At 73.8% G+C, this 15,141-nt stretch carries 15 protein-coding genes; 8 read left to right on the forward strand and 7 right to left on the reverse strand.

What is annotated here, in order from left to right; genetic code table 11:
• Positions 1–63: 63 nt before the first annotated feature.
• The 7 genes from ABD160_RS09515 to ABD160_RS09545 all read right to left on the reverse strand — a co-directional run bounded on the left by ABD160_RS09515 (position 64) and on the right by ABD160_RS09545 (position 7,515).
• Complete coding sequence (locus tag ABD160_RS09515) at positions 64–270, reverse strand: FitA-like ribbon-helix-helix domain-containing protein (protein WP_344020562.1); 207 nt, start codon at positions 268–270, stop codon at positions 64–66.
• A 31-nt stretch (positions 271–301) separates the two neighbouring features.
• Complete coding sequence (locus tag ABD160_RS09520; RefSeq protein ID WP_344020563.1) at positions 302–712, reverse strand: DUF4233 domain-containing protein; 411 nt, start codon at positions 710–712, stop codon at positions 302–304.
• On the reverse strand, positions 709–2,421 hold the full coding sequence (locus ABD160_RS09525; protein ID WP_425563594.1) for a bifunctional folylpolyglutamate synthase/dihydrofolate synthase: 1,713 nt from the start codon (positions 2,419–2,421) through the stop codon (positions 709–711). The genes ABD160_RS09520 and ABD160_RS09525 overlap by 4 nt, the downstream gene beginning before the upstream one ends.
• A gap of 5 nt (positions 2,422–2,426) precedes the next feature.
• Positions 2,427–5,069 (reverse strand): valine--tRNA ligase, encoded by a 2,643-nt coding sequence (locus ABD160_RS09530; protein WP_344020565.1) that lies wholly within the window; start codon positions 5,067–5,069, stop codon positions 2,427–2,429.
• 52 nt (positions 5,070–5,121) lie between these two features.
• The gene (locus ABD160_RS09535; RefSeq protein WP_344020567.1) at positions 5,122–6,468 is read right to left on the reverse strand and encodes an acetamidase/formamidase family protein; all 1,347 of its coding nucleotides are present in this window, start codon (positions 6,466–6,468) and stop codon (positions 5,122–5,124) included.
• Positions 6,469–6,532: 64 nt separating this feature from the next.
• On the reverse strand, positions 6,533–7,054 hold the full coding sequence (locus ABD160_RS09540) for a hypothetical protein (RefSeq protein WP_344020569.1): 522 nt from the start codon (positions 7,052–7,054) through the stop codon (positions 6,533–6,535).
• Positions 7,051–7,515: a MarR family winged helix-turn-helix transcriptional regulator gene (locus ABD160_RS09545; protein ID WP_344020571.1), complete on the reverse strand. Its 465-nt coding sequence runs from the start codon at positions 7,513–7,515 to the stop codon at positions 7,051–7,053. The genes ABD160_RS09540 and ABD160_RS09545 overlap by 4 nt, the downstream gene beginning before the upstream one ends.
• An 83-nt stretch (positions 7,516–7,598) precedes the next feature.
• Between ABD160_RS09545 and ABD160_RS09550 the strand changes: the two genes are divergently transcribed.
• The 8 genes from ABD160_RS09550 to ABD160_RS09585 all read left to right on the forward strand — a co-directional run bounded on the left by ABD160_RS09550 (position 7,599) and on the right by ABD160_RS09585 (position 15,139).
• Entirely contained in the window at positions 7,599–7,928 is a 330-nt protein-coding gene (locus tag ABD160_RS09550; protein ID WP_344020573.1) for a rhodanese-like domain-containing protein, read from the forward strand.
• Positions 7,929–9,287: 1,359 nt separating this feature from the next.
• Positions 9,288–10,499 (forward strand): aminotransferase class I/II-fold pyridoxal phosphate-dependent enzyme, encoded by a 1,212-nt coding sequence (locus ABD160_RS09555; protein ID WP_344020575.1) that lies wholly within the window; start codon positions 9,288–9,290, stop codon positions 10,497–10,499.
• Positions 10,496–10,999, forward strand: coding sequence for a DUF6190 family protein (locus ABD160_RS09560; RefSeq protein ID WP_344020577.1), 504 nt, complete (start codon positions 10,496–10,498; stop codon positions 10,997–10,999). The genes ABD160_RS09555 and ABD160_RS09560 overlap by 4 nt, the downstream gene beginning before the upstream one ends.
• Complete coding sequence (locus ABD160_RS09565; RefSeq protein ID WP_344020579.1) at positions 10,996–11,829, forward strand: dihydrodipicolinate synthase family protein; 834 nt, start codon at positions 10,996–10,998, stop codon at positions 11,827–11,829. The genes ABD160_RS09560 and ABD160_RS09565 overlap by 4 nt, the downstream gene beginning before the upstream one ends.
• A complete protein-coding gene (locus ABD160_RS09570) occupies positions 11,826–12,683 on the forward strand; it encodes an iron-containing redox enzyme family protein (protein WP_344020581.1) in 858 nt (285 codons plus the stop codon). The genes ABD160_RS09565 and ABD160_RS09570 overlap by 4 nt, the downstream gene beginning before the upstream one ends.
• Positions 12,680–13,975: a methyltransferase domain-containing protein gene (locus ABD160_RS09575; protein WP_344020583.1), complete on the forward strand. Its 1,296-nt coding sequence runs from the start codon at positions 12,680–12,682 to the stop codon at positions 13,973–13,975. The genes ABD160_RS09570 and ABD160_RS09575 overlap by 4 nt, the downstream gene beginning before the upstream one ends.
• On the forward strand, positions 13,972–14,718 hold the full coding sequence (locus ABD160_RS09580; RefSeq protein ID WP_344020585.1) for a DsbA family oxidoreductase: 747 nt from the start codon (positions 13,972–13,974) through the stop codon (positions 14,716–14,718). Before ABD160_RS09575 ends, ABD160_RS09580 begins: the two co-directional genes overlap by 4 nt.
• Positions 14,711–15,139: a PPOX class F420-dependent oxidoreductase gene (locus ABD160_RS09585; protein ID WP_344020587.1), complete on the forward strand. Its 429-nt coding sequence runs from the start codon at positions 14,711–14,713 to the stop codon at positions 15,137–15,139. The genes ABD160_RS09580 and ABD160_RS09585 overlap by 8 nt, the downstream gene beginning before the upstream one ends.
• Positions 15,140–15,141 lie beyond the last annotated feature (2 nt).

Below are 15,141 nucleotides of genomic sequence, written 5' to 3' on the forward strand. Positions count from 1 at the left end.
CCGGTTGCTCGGCGAGTGCCGCCTCCGCGAACCTCAGGACGTCGGCCAGGTCGAGGTAGCGGGTCACGCCCTGCCGAGCCGGTCGAGCGCCTCCCGGAAGTTCGTCGTCACCCAGGCGGCGGCGCGGTCGACCTCGTCGGTGTGCTCGTACCGCTGCACGTACTGGCGGACGGCGTCACGGGCGACCTCCTGCATCGACCTGCCCTCGGCCGCCGCACGGCCGCGCAGTGCCTCGGTCCCCGACTCACTCAGCCGCAGCGTCATGGCCATCAGGCAAAGATGCCGGAAGTGGTATCGCGGGCTACTCCTCCTGCTGCGACGGGAGCATCCCGGCCGCCATCCGCCGGGCCACCTCGCGCCGCATCCACACCAGGATCGCCCAGACGATCACGAACGCGAACGCGACGATCGCCAGCGACGGCAGGAACACGAACGCCGCGACCACCAGCAGGACCTGCAGCACCAGCGCCGCGTTCAGCCCCCACGGGCGGCGTTGCAGCCCGCTGGTGACGATCATCGCCGCGGCCAGGCCGATGATCACGCCGACGCCGAGCCCGGTGGAGCCGCTGCCGAACTGCGGCAGCACCAGCAGCGCCAGCAGCACCACGATCGCCTCGAGGATCAGGGTCGCCGCGAACACGCCGCGGGCGCCCTTCATCGGGTCGGTCGGCGGCGGTCGCACGCCCTCGGGGACGCCCGGGATGTCGCTCATTCCGGCTCCCTGCCGAACAGGGCGCGGGCCTCGCCGGCCGTCACCACCGACCCGGTGACGACGACGCCGACGCCCGAGCCGCCCGCCTCCTCGGCGAGCTCGCCCGCCTGCTCGATCGCCAGCTGCAGGGACGGCTCCACGCTGACCCGGTCGGCGCCGAACACCTCCGCGGCGAGCGCGCCCAGCTCGTCCGGGTCCATCGCGCGCGGCGAGGAGTTCGCGGTGACCACGACCTCGTGCAGCACCGGTTCGAGGCCGGCGAGGATGCCCCGCGCGTCCTTGCCCTCCAGCACGCCGATCACCCCGACCAGCCGGGTGAACCGGAACTCCGAGGTCAGCGCGGTGGCCAGGGCGGCGGCGCCGGCCGGGTTGTGCGCGGCGTCGAGCAGCACGGTCGGCACGTCCGGCCCGCCCTGCACCGGCTCCAGCCGGCCCGGGGAGCGCACCGACGCGAACGCGGCGCGGACCGCGTCCGGGTCCAGCGGCTGCGCGGTGCCCGCCCCGACGAGCGCCTCGGCGGCGGCGAGCGCGATCGCCGCGTTCGACGCCTGGTGCTCGCCGTGCAGCGGGAGGAACACGTCGTCGTAGCGGCCGGACAGGCCCTGCAGCTCGAGGCGCTGCCCGCCGACGGCGATCTCGCGCTCGCGGACGCCGAACTCGGCGCCCTCCCGGGCGACCTGCGCGCCGACCTCGGCGCAGCGCTCGATCAGCACCTCGGCGACCTGCTTGTCCTGCGCCGCGAGCACCGCGACCGAGCCCGGCTTGATGATCCCGGACTTCTCCCGGGCGATCGCGACGACGTCGTCGCCGAGGTACTCGGCGTGGTCGACGCCGACCGGCAGGACGACGGCGACGTGCGCGTCGGCGACGTTGGTGGCGTCCCAGCGGCCGCCGAGCCCGACCTCGATCACGGCGGCCTCGACCGGGGCGTCGGAGAACGTCGCGAACGCCATCGCGGTGAGCACCTCGAACTTGCTCAGCTGCGGCCCGTCGCCGCGCTTCGCGTCGAGCAGTTCGACCACCGGCTCCACCTCGCGGTAGGCCGCGACGTAGCGCTCCGGGCTGATCGGCCGGTTGTCCAGGTTGATCCGCTCGGTGGCCCGCTGCAGGTGCGGGCTGGTGTAGCGGCCGGTCCGCAGGCCGACCTCGGTGAGCAGCGCGTCGATCATCCGCGACGTCGAGGTCTTGCCGTTCGTGCCGGTCAGGTGCACCACCGGGTAGCCGCGCTGCGGCTCGCCGAGCGCGTCGCAGAGCGCCTGCATCCGGTCCAGCGACGGCTCCATGACCGACTCCGGCCAGCGCCGGTCCAGCGCGGCGTCGACCGCGAGGAACTCGGCGAAACCGGTGACGGTGGACTGGGCGGGCACCACGTCCGGGTCCTCGCCGCCGCGGATCCGCTCCAGGACGGCCGCGATCACGGCCTCCTGGGCGTCCTTCTCCGGTGCCTCCGCGGCGTCGGCGCGGGTGGCCGCGTCGGCCCGGTCCCCGTCCCCGTCATCTGCCTCGTCATCGGACTCGGCGGTGGCCGTACCGCCGGCGCCGCCGTCGCTGCCGGGGCCGTCAGCGCCCTCGGCGCCGTCGGCCGATCCGCCGTCGGGGTCCTCGTCGTCGCGGCCGAAGCCGCCCTCGGCCCAGCGGTCCCCGCCGTAGGTCGGCGAGTCCTCCTCGTCGAACTGGTCGTAGGTGTACCGGTCGTCCCGGGGTGCCACGCCGCTCAGACCTCCGGCAGCGCGGCCAGCCGCGCCGCGATCCGCTCGATGTCCGCCAGCGCCGTCGCGTGCCGCTCGCGGATCCCGTCGACCACCTCGGCCGGGGCCTTCTCGGTGAACTTCGGGTTGTTCAGCTTCTTCTCCGCCTGGTCGCGCTCCTTCTCGGCGACGGCCAGGTCCTTCCCGAGCCGGGACCGCTCGGCGGCGACGTCGATCGCGCCCGAGGTGTCCAGCTCCACGGTGACTGGGCCCCCGGAGGTGGCGACCTCGAACGTCGCGGTCGCGGAGAACTCCGGGCCGGCGGCGTCGAGCCGGTTCAGGAACCGGACCGCCCGCTCGTGCGCGGCCAGCCCCGCGCCGGACAGCCCGACCAGCCGCGCCGCGACCGAACGACGGTCCGGCAGGCCCTGCTCGGTCCGGAAGCGGCGGATCTCGGTGATCACCTTCTGCACGTCGGCGATCCGGGCGTGGGCGGCCCGGTCCACCGGCGCGCCGGTGTCCGCGGCGGTCGGCCAGGCCGCCGTCACGACGGTCTCCCGCCCGGTCAGTGCGGTCCACAGCGCCTCGGTGACGAACGGCGCGATCGGGTGCAGCATGCGCAGCAGCGCGTCGAGCACGTGCCGCAGGACGGCCCGGGTGCCGCGCTCGGTCGCCGGGTCGTCGAGCTGGGTCTTGCACAGCTCGACGTACCAGTCGGCCAGCTCGTCCCACGCGAAGTGGTAGAGCCCCTCGGTCGCCTTCGCGAACTGGTAGGCGTCGAGCAGCTCGTCGGTCTGCTCCCGCACCTCGGCGAGCCGGCCGAGGATCCAGCGGTCGGCGTCGGTCCGGTCGGCCTCCGCGGGCAGGTCCGCGGCGTCGGCGGCCGTGACCCCCTTCGCGAGCGCGAACCGGGTGATGTTCCACAGCTTCGTGGTGAAGTTCCGGGACCCGGCGACCCACTCCTCCGACAGCGACATGTCGGTGCCCGGGTTGGAGCCGCGGGCGATGGTGAAGCGCAGCGCGTCGGCGCCGTAGCCGTCGATCAGCGCGAGCGGGTCGATGACGTTGCCCTTGGACTTCGACATCTTCTTGCCGTGCTCGTCGCGGATCAGGCCGTGCAGGTAGACGTCCCGGAACGGGGTCTCCCCCATCGCGTACGTCCCGAACATCATCATCCGGACGACCCAGAAGAACAGGATGTCGTAGCCGGTGACCAGCACCGAGTTCGGGTAGTACGCGGCCAGGTCGGGCGTCTCGTCCGGCCAGCCGAGCGTCGAGAACGGCCACAGCCCGGAGGAGAACCAGGTGTCCAGGACGTCGGAGTCCTGCCGCCAGCCCTCGCCGGAGGGCGGCTGCTCATCCGGCCCGACGCACACGACCTCGCCGGCCGGGCCGTACCAGACCGGGATCCGGTGCCCCCACCACAGCTGACGGCTGATCGTCCAGTCGTGCATGTTGTCGACCCAGTCGAAGAAGCGGCGCTCCTGCTCCTTCGGGTGCAGCGTGGTCGCCCCGGAGCGGACGGCGTCGCCCGCGGCGCGGGCCAGTGGCTCGACCTTCACGAACCACTGCAGGCTCAGCCGCGGCTCGATCGGCACGCCGGTGCGCGAGCAGTGCCCGACCGAGTGCAGGTAGGGGCGCTTCTCGGCGACGATGCGCCCCTGCGCGCGCAGCTCCTCGCGGATCGCGGCGCGCGCCTCGAACCGGTCCATCCCGTCGAACCGGGTGCCGGTCCCGGCGATCGTGCCGGTCTCGTCCATGATCGTCGGCATCGGCAGGTCGTGCCGGCGGCCGACCTCGAAGTCGTTCGGGTCGTGCGCCGGGGTGATCTTGACGGCGCCGGAGCCGAACCCGGGATCGACGTAGTCGTCGGCGACCACCGGGATCCGCCGGCCGGTGATCGGCATCTCGATCTCGGTGCCGACCAGGTGCCGGTAGCGCTCGTCGCCGGGGTGCACGGCGACCGCGGTGTCACCCAGCATCGTCTCGATCCGGGTGGTCGCGACGACGACCGAGGCGTCGCCGTCGCCGTAGCGCATCGAGACCAGCTCGCCCTCGACCTCGGCGTGGTCGACCTCGATGTCGGAGATCGCCGAGCGCAGCGCCGGGGACCAGTTGACCAGCCGCTCCGCCCGGTAGATCAGGCCGTCGTCGAACATCTTCTTGAACACGGTGGCGACCGCGCGGGACAGACCCTCGTCGAGCGTGAAGCGCTCGCGGGACCAGTCGACGCCGTCGCCCAGGCGCTCCATCTGGCCCAGGATCGAGCCGCCGGACTCGGCCTTCCACTCCCAGACCTTCTCGACGAACGCCTCCCGGCCGATCGCGTGCCGGTCCGGCTCGCCCGCGGCGGCCATCCGCCGCTCGACGACCGACTGGGTCGCGATGCCCGCGTGGTCCATGCCGGGCAGCCACAGCGCGTCGTAGCCCTGCATCCGGCGGCGCCGGGTCAGCACGTCGATCAGCGTGTGGTCCATCGCGTGGCCCAGGTGCAGGCTGCCGGTGACGTTCGGCGGCGGGATGACGATGCTGAACGCCGGCTTGCCCGACGCCGGATCGGCCCGGAAATAACCGCGCTCGACCCAGCGGCGGTACATGTCGCCCTCTACCTCGCCGGGGGTCCACTTGGCGGGCAGTTCGGCAGTACGCGCTGGCAGGGTCTCGGTCACATGTCAAGTCTACGAGTCGGCACCGACAGGATTCCGGCCCGGGTTCGGCGGTTCAGGTCGGGAAGTGCGCCTTCGGGATGACGCCGTGGATGCCGACGGTCCGGTCGACCACCTGGGACACCGAGAAGTCCGCGGCCGCCGACAGGTAGGCGTAGGCGGTCGCCCGGTCCATCCCCCGGTCGGCCTCCAGGAAGTCCAGCGCGTTCACCACGGCCCGGCGCATCGCCACGCCCAGGTCGGTCTCCTGGCCGCCGATCACCCCGTCCGGGTCGGACAGCCCGATCGGCACCCAGGCGTCGGGCGTCTCGCCGAACGGGTAGCCGAACGCGGGCGACGGCGCGGTCCCCTCCCCCGGCCGGCACACGGTCAGCCGGAAGGTGGCGCGCAACGAGCCCTCCAGCGCGGTCAGCGCCACCTCGCCGTCGCCCATCGCCAGGTGCGGGTCGCCCACGTAGAACAGCGCACCCTCGGACCGGACCGGCAGGTAGAACGCCGAGTCCGGGCCGAGCAGCCGGATGTCGATGTTGCCACCGCCCAGCGTCGGCGGGATCGAGTTGAGCTCCGGGGCGTTCTCGCTGCCCGCCGCCGCGTGCGCGACGCCCATCGTGCCCATGAACGGGCGCAGCCCGAACGCCACCTCCTGCCCGTCGCCGTAGGGCAGGACGCCCTGCGGCAGGCCGTCGGCGCCCGGCCGGACGGCGGTGAACAGCGAGACGTTCCCCTGCTGCTGCGGGTCGCCGGTGGGCCTGCCGTCGGTGCCGACCGGCGGCATGATCTCGTCGACCGTGATGCCGTCCGGGGCGCCGCCGTCGCGGGTGCGGGCCAGCGCCCCCTTGCCGTGCCGGCTGGAGATCACGCCGTAGGGCACCCGCGGCACCGCGGACAGCGTCTCGATCTTCAGCACGTCGCCCGGCCGGGCACCCTCGACGAAGATCGGCCCGGTGATGACGTGCGGCCCGTCGGCGTCGAAGTCGCGCGGGGTGCGGCGGTAGTCCCGGGCGATCGCGACCGCGTCGGTCAGCACCCCGTCGGCGGCGACGCCGTGCCGGGCGAACCAGGCGACCGGGTCGCGCCCCTGGTCCTCCAGGATCCCCTCGTGCGAGACCGTGTCGATGGTGACCGTCTGGCCCGAGCGGACGGTCAGCACCGGCTCGGCACCGATCGCGGGCACGTAGCCCCAGCGGACGGCGTCCGGCTCGGAGCCCAGGTAGTGGTCGCCGGGGATGTCGCCCTGGCCCGGCTGCAGCGGACCGTCCGGCAGCACCCCCTGCGCCGCCGCGGGCAGCACCGCCCCGGCGCCCGAGCAGCCGAGCAGCCCCCCGGTGGCGGTGACGGCGGCGGCCGCCCGGAACAGGTCACGACGGCCGAGTGCGGAGAACAGGGAGCGGGGGTCCGACATGCCCCGAACCCTCACCCGTTCCCGTTACGTCCGGATCACCGCCGGAGCACGCCGCGTTACGACGCTAGGCCGGCAGGAGTACCGCCCAGGCCCGCGGCCACCCGGTCGAGCGCGCCGCCGAGCCGTCCCGGAACGACTCCGGATCGACCGTGCGCACCTGCCCGGAGGACGGCTCGTAGGTCCGCCACCGGCCGTCCGCACCGGCACCGACCACCAGCACCCAGTGCCGCGGCAGCCACCGGGATCCGACCAGCACCGGCACCGGGTGACCGGCGGCGGCGACCCGGCCCAGCACCGCCCGGGTGGCCGGGCGGACCCGGAACCGGCCCGCGGCGGGCGCGTGCCGGTGCAGCCACGCCCGCATGCCCCAGGGCGTGGTGCCCAGCGCCCGCGGCCACAGCCGGTTGGCCTGCCGGTGCGCCAGCCGCTGGGCCGCCCCGAACCGGGCGCCGACCGCACCGGGCCAGCCGGCGCCGGTCAGCGCGGCCGTCACCACCAGCACCGACGGGCCGCAGGACACGCCGTCCACCTGCCGCCCCAGCACCGTCCCCGCCCGCAGCGCCGGCGCGCCGTCCCGGGTGCTCATCGCGGCGCCGCGCCCGGCAGCGGCTCGTCGGCCGGGCGCCCGGCCACCCGCATCAGGGCCCGGCGGAGCACCTCGGCCTCACCGTCCTCGAGCCGCGCGACGAAGTGGGTGCGGATGCTGTCCAGGTACACCGGCGCCGTCGCGCGCAGGGCCGAGCGGCCCGTTTCGGTGATCACCGCCCAGCTCACCCGCCCGTCGTCGGGATCCGGCCTGCGCCGGACCAGGCCCGCCCGGACCATCTCCTCGACCAACCGGCTCACCCGGGTCCGGCTGAGCACCACCCGCTCGGACAGGTCCTGCATCCGCAGGCCGCCGTCGGAGTGGCGCAGCTCCAGCAGCACGTCGTACCAGCTGAGTGACACCTGCCCGTGCCGCTGCACGTCGCGCTCGATCGCCCGCACCGCGGCGCTGTGCGCCAGCAGCACCGCCCGCCACGCCGCGATCCCCACCTCCTCGGCCATGCCGGCGAGACTAGCCCCTTGCGTGCGTGCGCACGCGTCCATAGAGTGCGTGCGGCCGCACATACAACCGGGGAGGGGAACAGATGATCCGTCTGGTCCGTCGGGACGAGGTCAGGAGCAGGATCGACGCGGGGCGGGCGATCCTGGTGGAGGCACTCCCCCCGGAGTACTTCCGGAAGGCGCACCTGCCGGGGGCGCTGAACCTGCCGGTGGACGAGGTCGAGACCCTCGCACCGCGGCTCCTGCCGAACCGGGCCGCCGAGATCGTCGTCTACTGCGCGAACTCCGGCTGCCGCAACTCCGCGACGGTCGCGCGCCGGCTCAGCGGCATGGGCTACACCAACGTCCTCGACTACGACGAGGGCAAGGACGACTGGATGGACGCGGGACTGCCGACCGAGTCCGGGGACTAGCCGGCCGAGGTGCAGGGAGCGCGGCCACGCGATGCCGCCACCGCCCACACCACGGCCCGGCCCGGCCGCGCGCCGCGGCGGACGTCACGGGCCCGGCACCACGCAGCGCCGTCCCGACGGCTCCGCACCGCGCGACGCCACCTGCGCGGGCCCGGCACCGCGCTACGGCGCCACCCCGGCCCGGTGCGACGCCACCACCGGCCCGGCCCGCGCGACCGCGCCGGCACCACCCACCGGCCCCCGCGGCGGTGCCGCAGCCGGGTCCCCGGCACACCCCACACCGCACGACCGCTCCGCCGCAACGGGCCCGCCGCGACCCGGACCCGCTCCGGCCGGCGGGCCCGGGTGGCCCGCCCGTACCGGCCCCGGACGGGCCACCCGGCACACCTCCCGGCCCGATCCGCCCGCCACACCTCCCGAAGCAGGGCCCACCGGCCACGCCTCGAGCGGTGTGCCGGGCGGGCCCACCGGGCACACCTGGAGCGGGTCCCACCGGGGCACCTCCCCGGGCAGGCACACCGGGCACACCTCGAGCAGGTCCCACAGAGGGCACCGCCCCGGGCATGCCCACCGGGCACGCCTCCCGGACAGGCCCGCCCGGCACAGCTGCCGGGCAGCCCGGCCGGCACAGCTGCCGGGCAGCCCGGCCGGGACACCACCCATCCGGCACACCCGACCCCCCGCCCGGCCCGCCGGAATCGCGGGCCACACGATCCGACCCACGGATTTCACCTCACGGTTTCACAAGTTCCCGGATATCCGTTCCGGCATTCGGGCGTCCGGTATACCTCCGTTCCGTTGCCGATGACATGACCACTGAATTGATCACTTGCCTGCTCACGCACCCTATGGCACGCTCGACCGTGCGGACTCCGGTCCGTTCGGGGGGAGGGAATGCACCACGGGCGGTCGGCAACCATTCAGCCGGCACCCATTCACCGGTCGGATTCGCGACGAGCCACACAGCGCTCGATGACGCACAGCGTTCGACGACTCAGTGCTCGACAACTCGGCGCACGACGATTCAGCGCTTGACGACTCGCAGTGCTCGACGACTCAGTGCTCGACGATCCAGTGCTCGACGATCCAGCGCTCGACGATCCAGCGCTCGACGGTTCAGCCCTCGGCGACTCAGTGCCTCGACGGTTCACTGCCCGACGGGACACCGATCTCGACGGGGCAGTACGCGACGACTCCCGACCGACGGCACGCCGGACTCACCGACCGGCCGGCCACCTGTCCGGCACGACGCGTCCCGTCGACGCCCTCACCCCCCTTCACCACCGCACACCGAACGGCCCGTGTCCGGACCCGGGCCGCGAACCGGTGCGCCCGGTCACCGACATCGACGGAGCAGCCATGCACGCGAACCGGACGTCGCCTCCCGATCCGCTGCGGATCACCGCACCGGACGCACCTCCGGTCGACCTGACCCAGCACGAGATCGCCGCCCTGCGCACCCGGTTCAACCTGGCCGACGCGCACACCCACCAGTACCAGTCCACGTCCCAGGAGCTCATCGTCTCCGATCTCCCGCAGATCTGGTACGAGGCCGAGTCGGCCTTCCAGGCCACCTGCGAGAGCGACTTCACCGACGCCTTCTTCCGGCTGCACGGCCAGCACACCGCGCGGGAGATGCACCGGTCGATGCTGACCTACGCGGCGTCGGTCGGCACCATGGTCGTCGGTTCCTACCTGCGCAGGCACCGGCTCAGCGCGACCCTGATCGAACCGTGCTTCGACAACCTGCACGACGTGCTGGCCGGCCAGGGCGTGCCGCTGCGGCCGCTGGCGGAGTCCGCGCTGCACGACGCCGACCACGTCTACGACTCGCTGCGCCGCCGGGTGCACACCGACGCGCTCTTCCTGGTCGACCCGAACAATCCCACCGGCTCCAGCCTGCTCGCCCACGGCACGCGCGGGTTCGAGGAGGTCATCCGGTTCTGCCGGGACCACGACACGCTGCTCGTGCTGGACTTCTGCTTCGCCGCGTTCACGCTGTTCGATCCCATTCTGCACCGGTTCGACGTCTACGAGATGCTGGAACGCTCCGGTATCCGCTACATAGCCATCGAGGACACCGGGAAGATCTGGCCCGCGCAGGACGTGAAAGCGGCGCTGATCACCGCGAGCCGCGACATCCAGGCCGAGCTGCACGCCATGAACACGAGCGTCCTGCTGAATGTCTCACCATTCGCCCTGCGGATACTCACCCGTTACATCGAGGACGCCACGGCGGAACGGCTGCATTCGGTGCGCCGCGTCGTGGGCACGAACCGGGACGAGGCCCGCAAGGCGCTCGACGGCTCGTTCCTCGAACCGTCCGAACCGGTCGCCGACATCAGCGTCGCCTGGACCAGGGTCCGGCATCCGGTGCTGACCGCGAGCGAGCTGCAACGGCGTCTCGCCCGCGGGGGCGTGCACGTCCTGCCCGGGCGGCACTTCCACTGGAGCGATCCGGGCCGCGGCGAGTCGCACATCCGGATCGCACTCGCCAGGGACCCCCGGACGTTCGCCGCCGCGATGACCCGGCTGCGCGACCTCATCGACCGGGACGACCTGCGGCCGTGACGATTCCCGACTACGTCGACGCCGCCCTGTTCCTCGGGATGCACAGCACCGACGAACGGCTCCGCGTCGCCTGCAAGTCGTTCTTCACCGCCAGGGTGGACGACCGGCTGATCATGAGCATGGAGCAGATCGGCCGCTGCGACGACACGATCTGGCGGCTCGACCGTGACCTGCAGGACGCCTACTACCCGTTCATGGACACCCTGCACACCGTGGTCGACATCCACCGGCCCGCCTACGACGAGGCCGACGTGCAGCGCGGCCTGTCCAATCCGCTGTGCCGGCGGTTCCCGACCCACGAGCGGCTGCTGCTCGGGATGGTCATGCGCCGGGAGGGCCGGTTGACCTCGGCGAGCCCCCGGCTGGTGCGGCGCCGCCCGGCCTGCCTGCCGGTGCACCCGCCGGAGCCGGTGACCGGCCCGGAACCGTGCTTCCCGGAACCGCTCGAGCAGCTCTACCAGAAGTCCCTCGCCGTCCGCCTGCCCCGGGAGGTCCTGTGAGCTGCCTCCGTCCGGAATGCTGGCTGACCGGCGTCGTCGCCGCGCTCGTCACCCCGTTCACCGAGCGCGGTGCCGTCTGCGGCGACTCCGTCGCCCGGCTGCTGGCGACCGTCCGGCCGCACGTCAACGCCGTCCTGCCCACCCTCAGCACCGGCGAGGGTGCACTGCTGGGGCGGCGGCAGTGGCGGGACATGGTGGCCGCCACGGTCCGCTACGCCGGGGACCTCCCGGTGGTCGCGGGCGTGCTCGCGACCAGCACCGACGAGGCGCTGAGCCGGGCCCGCACCGCCCGCCGGGCCGGGGCCAGGGCGGTCGCGGTCGCCGCGCCGATCGGGGCCCGGCTCACCCCGCAGGCCACGTACCTGCACTTCGCGCAGCTCGCCAGGGCGCAGATGCCGGTCGTGGTCTACCTCGGCCAGGGGGCCACCCCCGCCACGCCCGACCTGGAGTGTCTGCGGCGGATCGCCCGGATCCCGACCGTCGTCGGGATCAAGGACTCCACCGGCGATCCCGGGTTCACCCGTCGGCTGGTCGGCTCCCGCCCCGGGGTGCCGGTGCTCCAGGGCCTGGAACACCTGGTCGGCGAGGACACCGGCGTGGACGGCTACGCGCTCGCGCTGGCCGGCGTCGAACCCGAGCTGTGCGCGGCACTGGCCAGGGACCCGGCCTCGCCACCGCTCACCGAGCGGCTGCGGGCGGCACGCGGGCGGTACGGGCTCGACGGCCCCGACTTCGTCCGTCATCTCAAGATCGAGCTCCACCGGCGGGGAGTGCTCTCCTCCCCCGGCGGGGCCCCCATCCCGACCCGGGCGGAGGAGAAACGTCCATGAGTGCACTGTCCGAACCGGCGGCCGCCACCGCCGCCCCGCCGCAACGCCCGCAGGAGCAGCTGTTCCGGCTGAACCGCTCGCTCCCGACGGCGGCGAACTGCGCGGCCGTCGAACGTCTCGAACAGCGGTGGATCGTCCCGCACGTCGAGCGGCTGACCAGGGCCACCAGCCCGGTCCGGTCCCGGCGCGACTGGATCGACCTGCTGCACGGCCTGCTCGACGAGGAGCGCTCGGGCAGCGACGCCGGCCGGTACCTCGCCGAGCAGGCGACCCGGGCGCAGTTCACGCACGTCGTGCGCGAGTTCGCGCTGGACGGGCTGACCGAGGCGCAGAACTTCTTCCCGGCCGTCCCGCGGCTGCCGATCCGGGCCCAGATGGCCCTCATGCGGGTGCTGATCGACGAGTTCGGCTGCGGCAACATCATGCAGGCGCACTCGATGCTCTACGCCGACCTGCTCGCCGAGCTCGGGCTCCCCACCGAGCCGGAGCACTACCTGGCGGGCACCGCCGACGAGACCTACCGGTTCCTGAACGCCTTCTACTGGCTCAGCCAGCGGGCCCCCCGGATCGAGTACTTCCTCGGCGCGCTGGCCTACCTGGAGTCGAGCATCCCGAACGCCTTCCGGGTCCAGGCCAGGGCGTGCGCGCGGCTGCGCATCGCCGGCGGCCGCTACTACACCGAGCACCTGCACATCGACACCTTCCACACCGAGGAGCTGCAGGTCGCGATCCGCGAGGTCGAGAAGGCCGGTGGGCTCGACGCCACCCGGCTGTGGGTGGGCGCCCGGCTGCTCTCCGGGCTGCTCGACGACGCGTTCGAGGCCGCCGTCGACCGGGCCCGGACGCTGTCGTGATCCCGGAACCCTCGATCGAGGAGCTGCCCGGCGACCGGCTGCGGATCCGGGTGGACGGCCGGGAGATCATCGTCGACGCGCTGTGCCCGCACCGGCTCGGCCGGCTCTCGCACGGCCATCTCGACGCCCGGAACCTGCGGCTGACCTGCCCGCTGCACCGCACGACGTTCGACCTCACCACCGGCCGCCCGGTGACCGGGCCGGCCACCAGGCCGCTGACCATCCACCGGAGCGGGGTGCCCGGCCGGGAGTACCGGCCCGAACAGGTGTGGCTGCCCGCGTCGGAACGCCTGCTGGAGTGGGACGCCGGCTTCCACGAGCTGCTGCTCGGCGACGTCCTGCGGATGACCGCGTTCCGGGCCGCCGTCCTGGACACCGTCCGGCCCGGTGACACCGTGCTCGACCTGGGCACCGGGACCGGGGTCCTGGCCCGCTGGGCGCTGGAGGCGGGCGCCGCCACCGTGCACGGCCTGGAACGCGACGAGCGCGTGCTGGCCGAGGCGACCCGGCGGCTCGCCGCCGCCGGGTTCGGCGCGGACCGCTTCGTGCCGGTACCCGGGACCTCGTTCGACGTCGAGCTGCCCCGGCGGGTCGACGTCGTCGTCTCGGAGATCCTCGGGAACCTCACCGACAACGAGAACTGCGTCGCGATCCTCGCCGACGCCCGGCGCCGGTTCCTCGCGCCCGGCGGCCGGATGATGCCGATCCGCTCGGGCACCCACCTGGTGCCGGTGGACGCCGGGTACGCGCACCACCAGATCGGCCGCGGGGCGCCGGCCGACGCGATCTCCCGGAGCCGGTTCGCCGAGATCCTCGCCGGCACCGGCGCGCTCGGCCCGTTCGACCTCTACTACGACGCGATCGTGCCGTGGAGCTGCCATCTCGCCGTCCCGCAGACCGCCCGCGAGCACGACCTGGAGAACGCGGCCACGGCGGCCGAGTACTCGGTGGCGCTCTGCTTCCGGGCGACCCGGGACGGCACGCTGACCGGGTTCAAGGGCTGGTTCGCCGCCCAGCTGTCCCCCGCCGTCGGGCTGGACATCTCCGGCGACGACATCGCCCGGCGCACCACCTCGGACAGCTGGAAACACTGCTTCCTGCCGATCGCCGATCCGGTGCCGGTGCGGGCCGGCGACCGGATCTCGCTCCGGTTCGGCCGCACCGCGCTGACCGGCCGCGACGGCACCGGGCAGAGCTACAGCTGGCAGGGCACGGTCGCCTCGCGCGGCCGGACCGTCGCGACGTTCGCGCACGGCACCCGTCCCGTCCACCGGGCCGCGGGGCGCCGGTGACCGGATCGGTACCCGCTCCCCCGCCCGGCGATCCCCGGCTGCCCGCCCGGCCCGGCACGATCGTCGTCTACGCCGACCTGAACTGCTCGTTCGCGCACGTCGCGGTGCACCGGCTGCACACCACCCGGACCCGGCTCCGGCTGGACGGCGTGGTCCGGTTCGACATCCGGGCGTTCCCGCTGGAGCTGTTCAACCGGGAGGTCAACCCGCGCCCCGGGGTGGACTCGGAGATCTCGGTGCTCGGCGCCGTCGAACCGGGCGCCGGCTGGCAGCTCTGGCAGGGCCCGGACTGGACCTACCCGGTGACCACCCTGCTGCCGCTGGAGGCGGTGCACGCGGCCAAGGCCCAGGGCTGGGCGGCCAGCGAGCAGCTCGACCGGGCGCTGCGCCGGGCGTTCTGGCGCTACGGCCGGTGCATCTCGATGCGGCACGTGGTGCTCGACGTCGCCGCGGAGACCGGCGCGGTCGACGTGCCCGCGCTGGCGCTGGCGCTCGACGCCGGCACGGCGCGGGCCGCGGTGACGGACCAGTTCGACACCGCCCGCGACGGCCGGGTGCTGTGCAGCCCGCACCTGTTCCTGCACGACGGGACCAACATCGCCAATCCCGGCATCGACGTGCGCTGGTGCAACGGCGGCTTCGGCCGCGGCCACCCGGTGATCGACGCCGACCGCCCGGCCGTCTACGAGCAGCTGGTCAGCCGGGCGGCCGGACCGGCGGGGTTAACCTCACGCGATGAGTGACAGCACGCTGACCCCCGAGATCGTCGAGTTCCTCAACGCGGGCACCCGGACCGGCATGCTCGGCTGGACCGCGCGGGACGGCAGGCCGCTCGTCGCCCCGGTCTGGTTCCTGGTCGAGGACGGCCGGATCGTGTTCAACACCGGCGCCGGCACCGCGAAGGGCCGGGCCATCGCCCGCGATCCCCGGGTGGTGCTCAGCGCCGACCTCTCCGCCCCGCCGTACGCGTTCGTGCAGGTCCAGGGCGTCGCCGAGACCAGCGACGATCCCGCCGAGCTGCTGCGCACCGCGACCGCGCTCGGCGGCCGGTACATGGGCGCGGACCGGGCCGAGGAGTTCGGCAGGCGCAACGGGGTGCCCGGCGAGCTGGTCGTCCGGATCCGGCCGACGAAGGTCATCGCCTCGCTCGACGCGACCGCCTGAAC

Origin of the sequence: Pseudonocardia kongjuensis, from assembly GCF_039526905.1 — a bacterium.
Taxonomy (GTDB): domain Bacteria; phylum Actinomycetota; class Actinomycetes; order Mycobacteriales; family Pseudonocardiaceae; genus Pseudonocardia; species Pseudonocardia kongjuensis.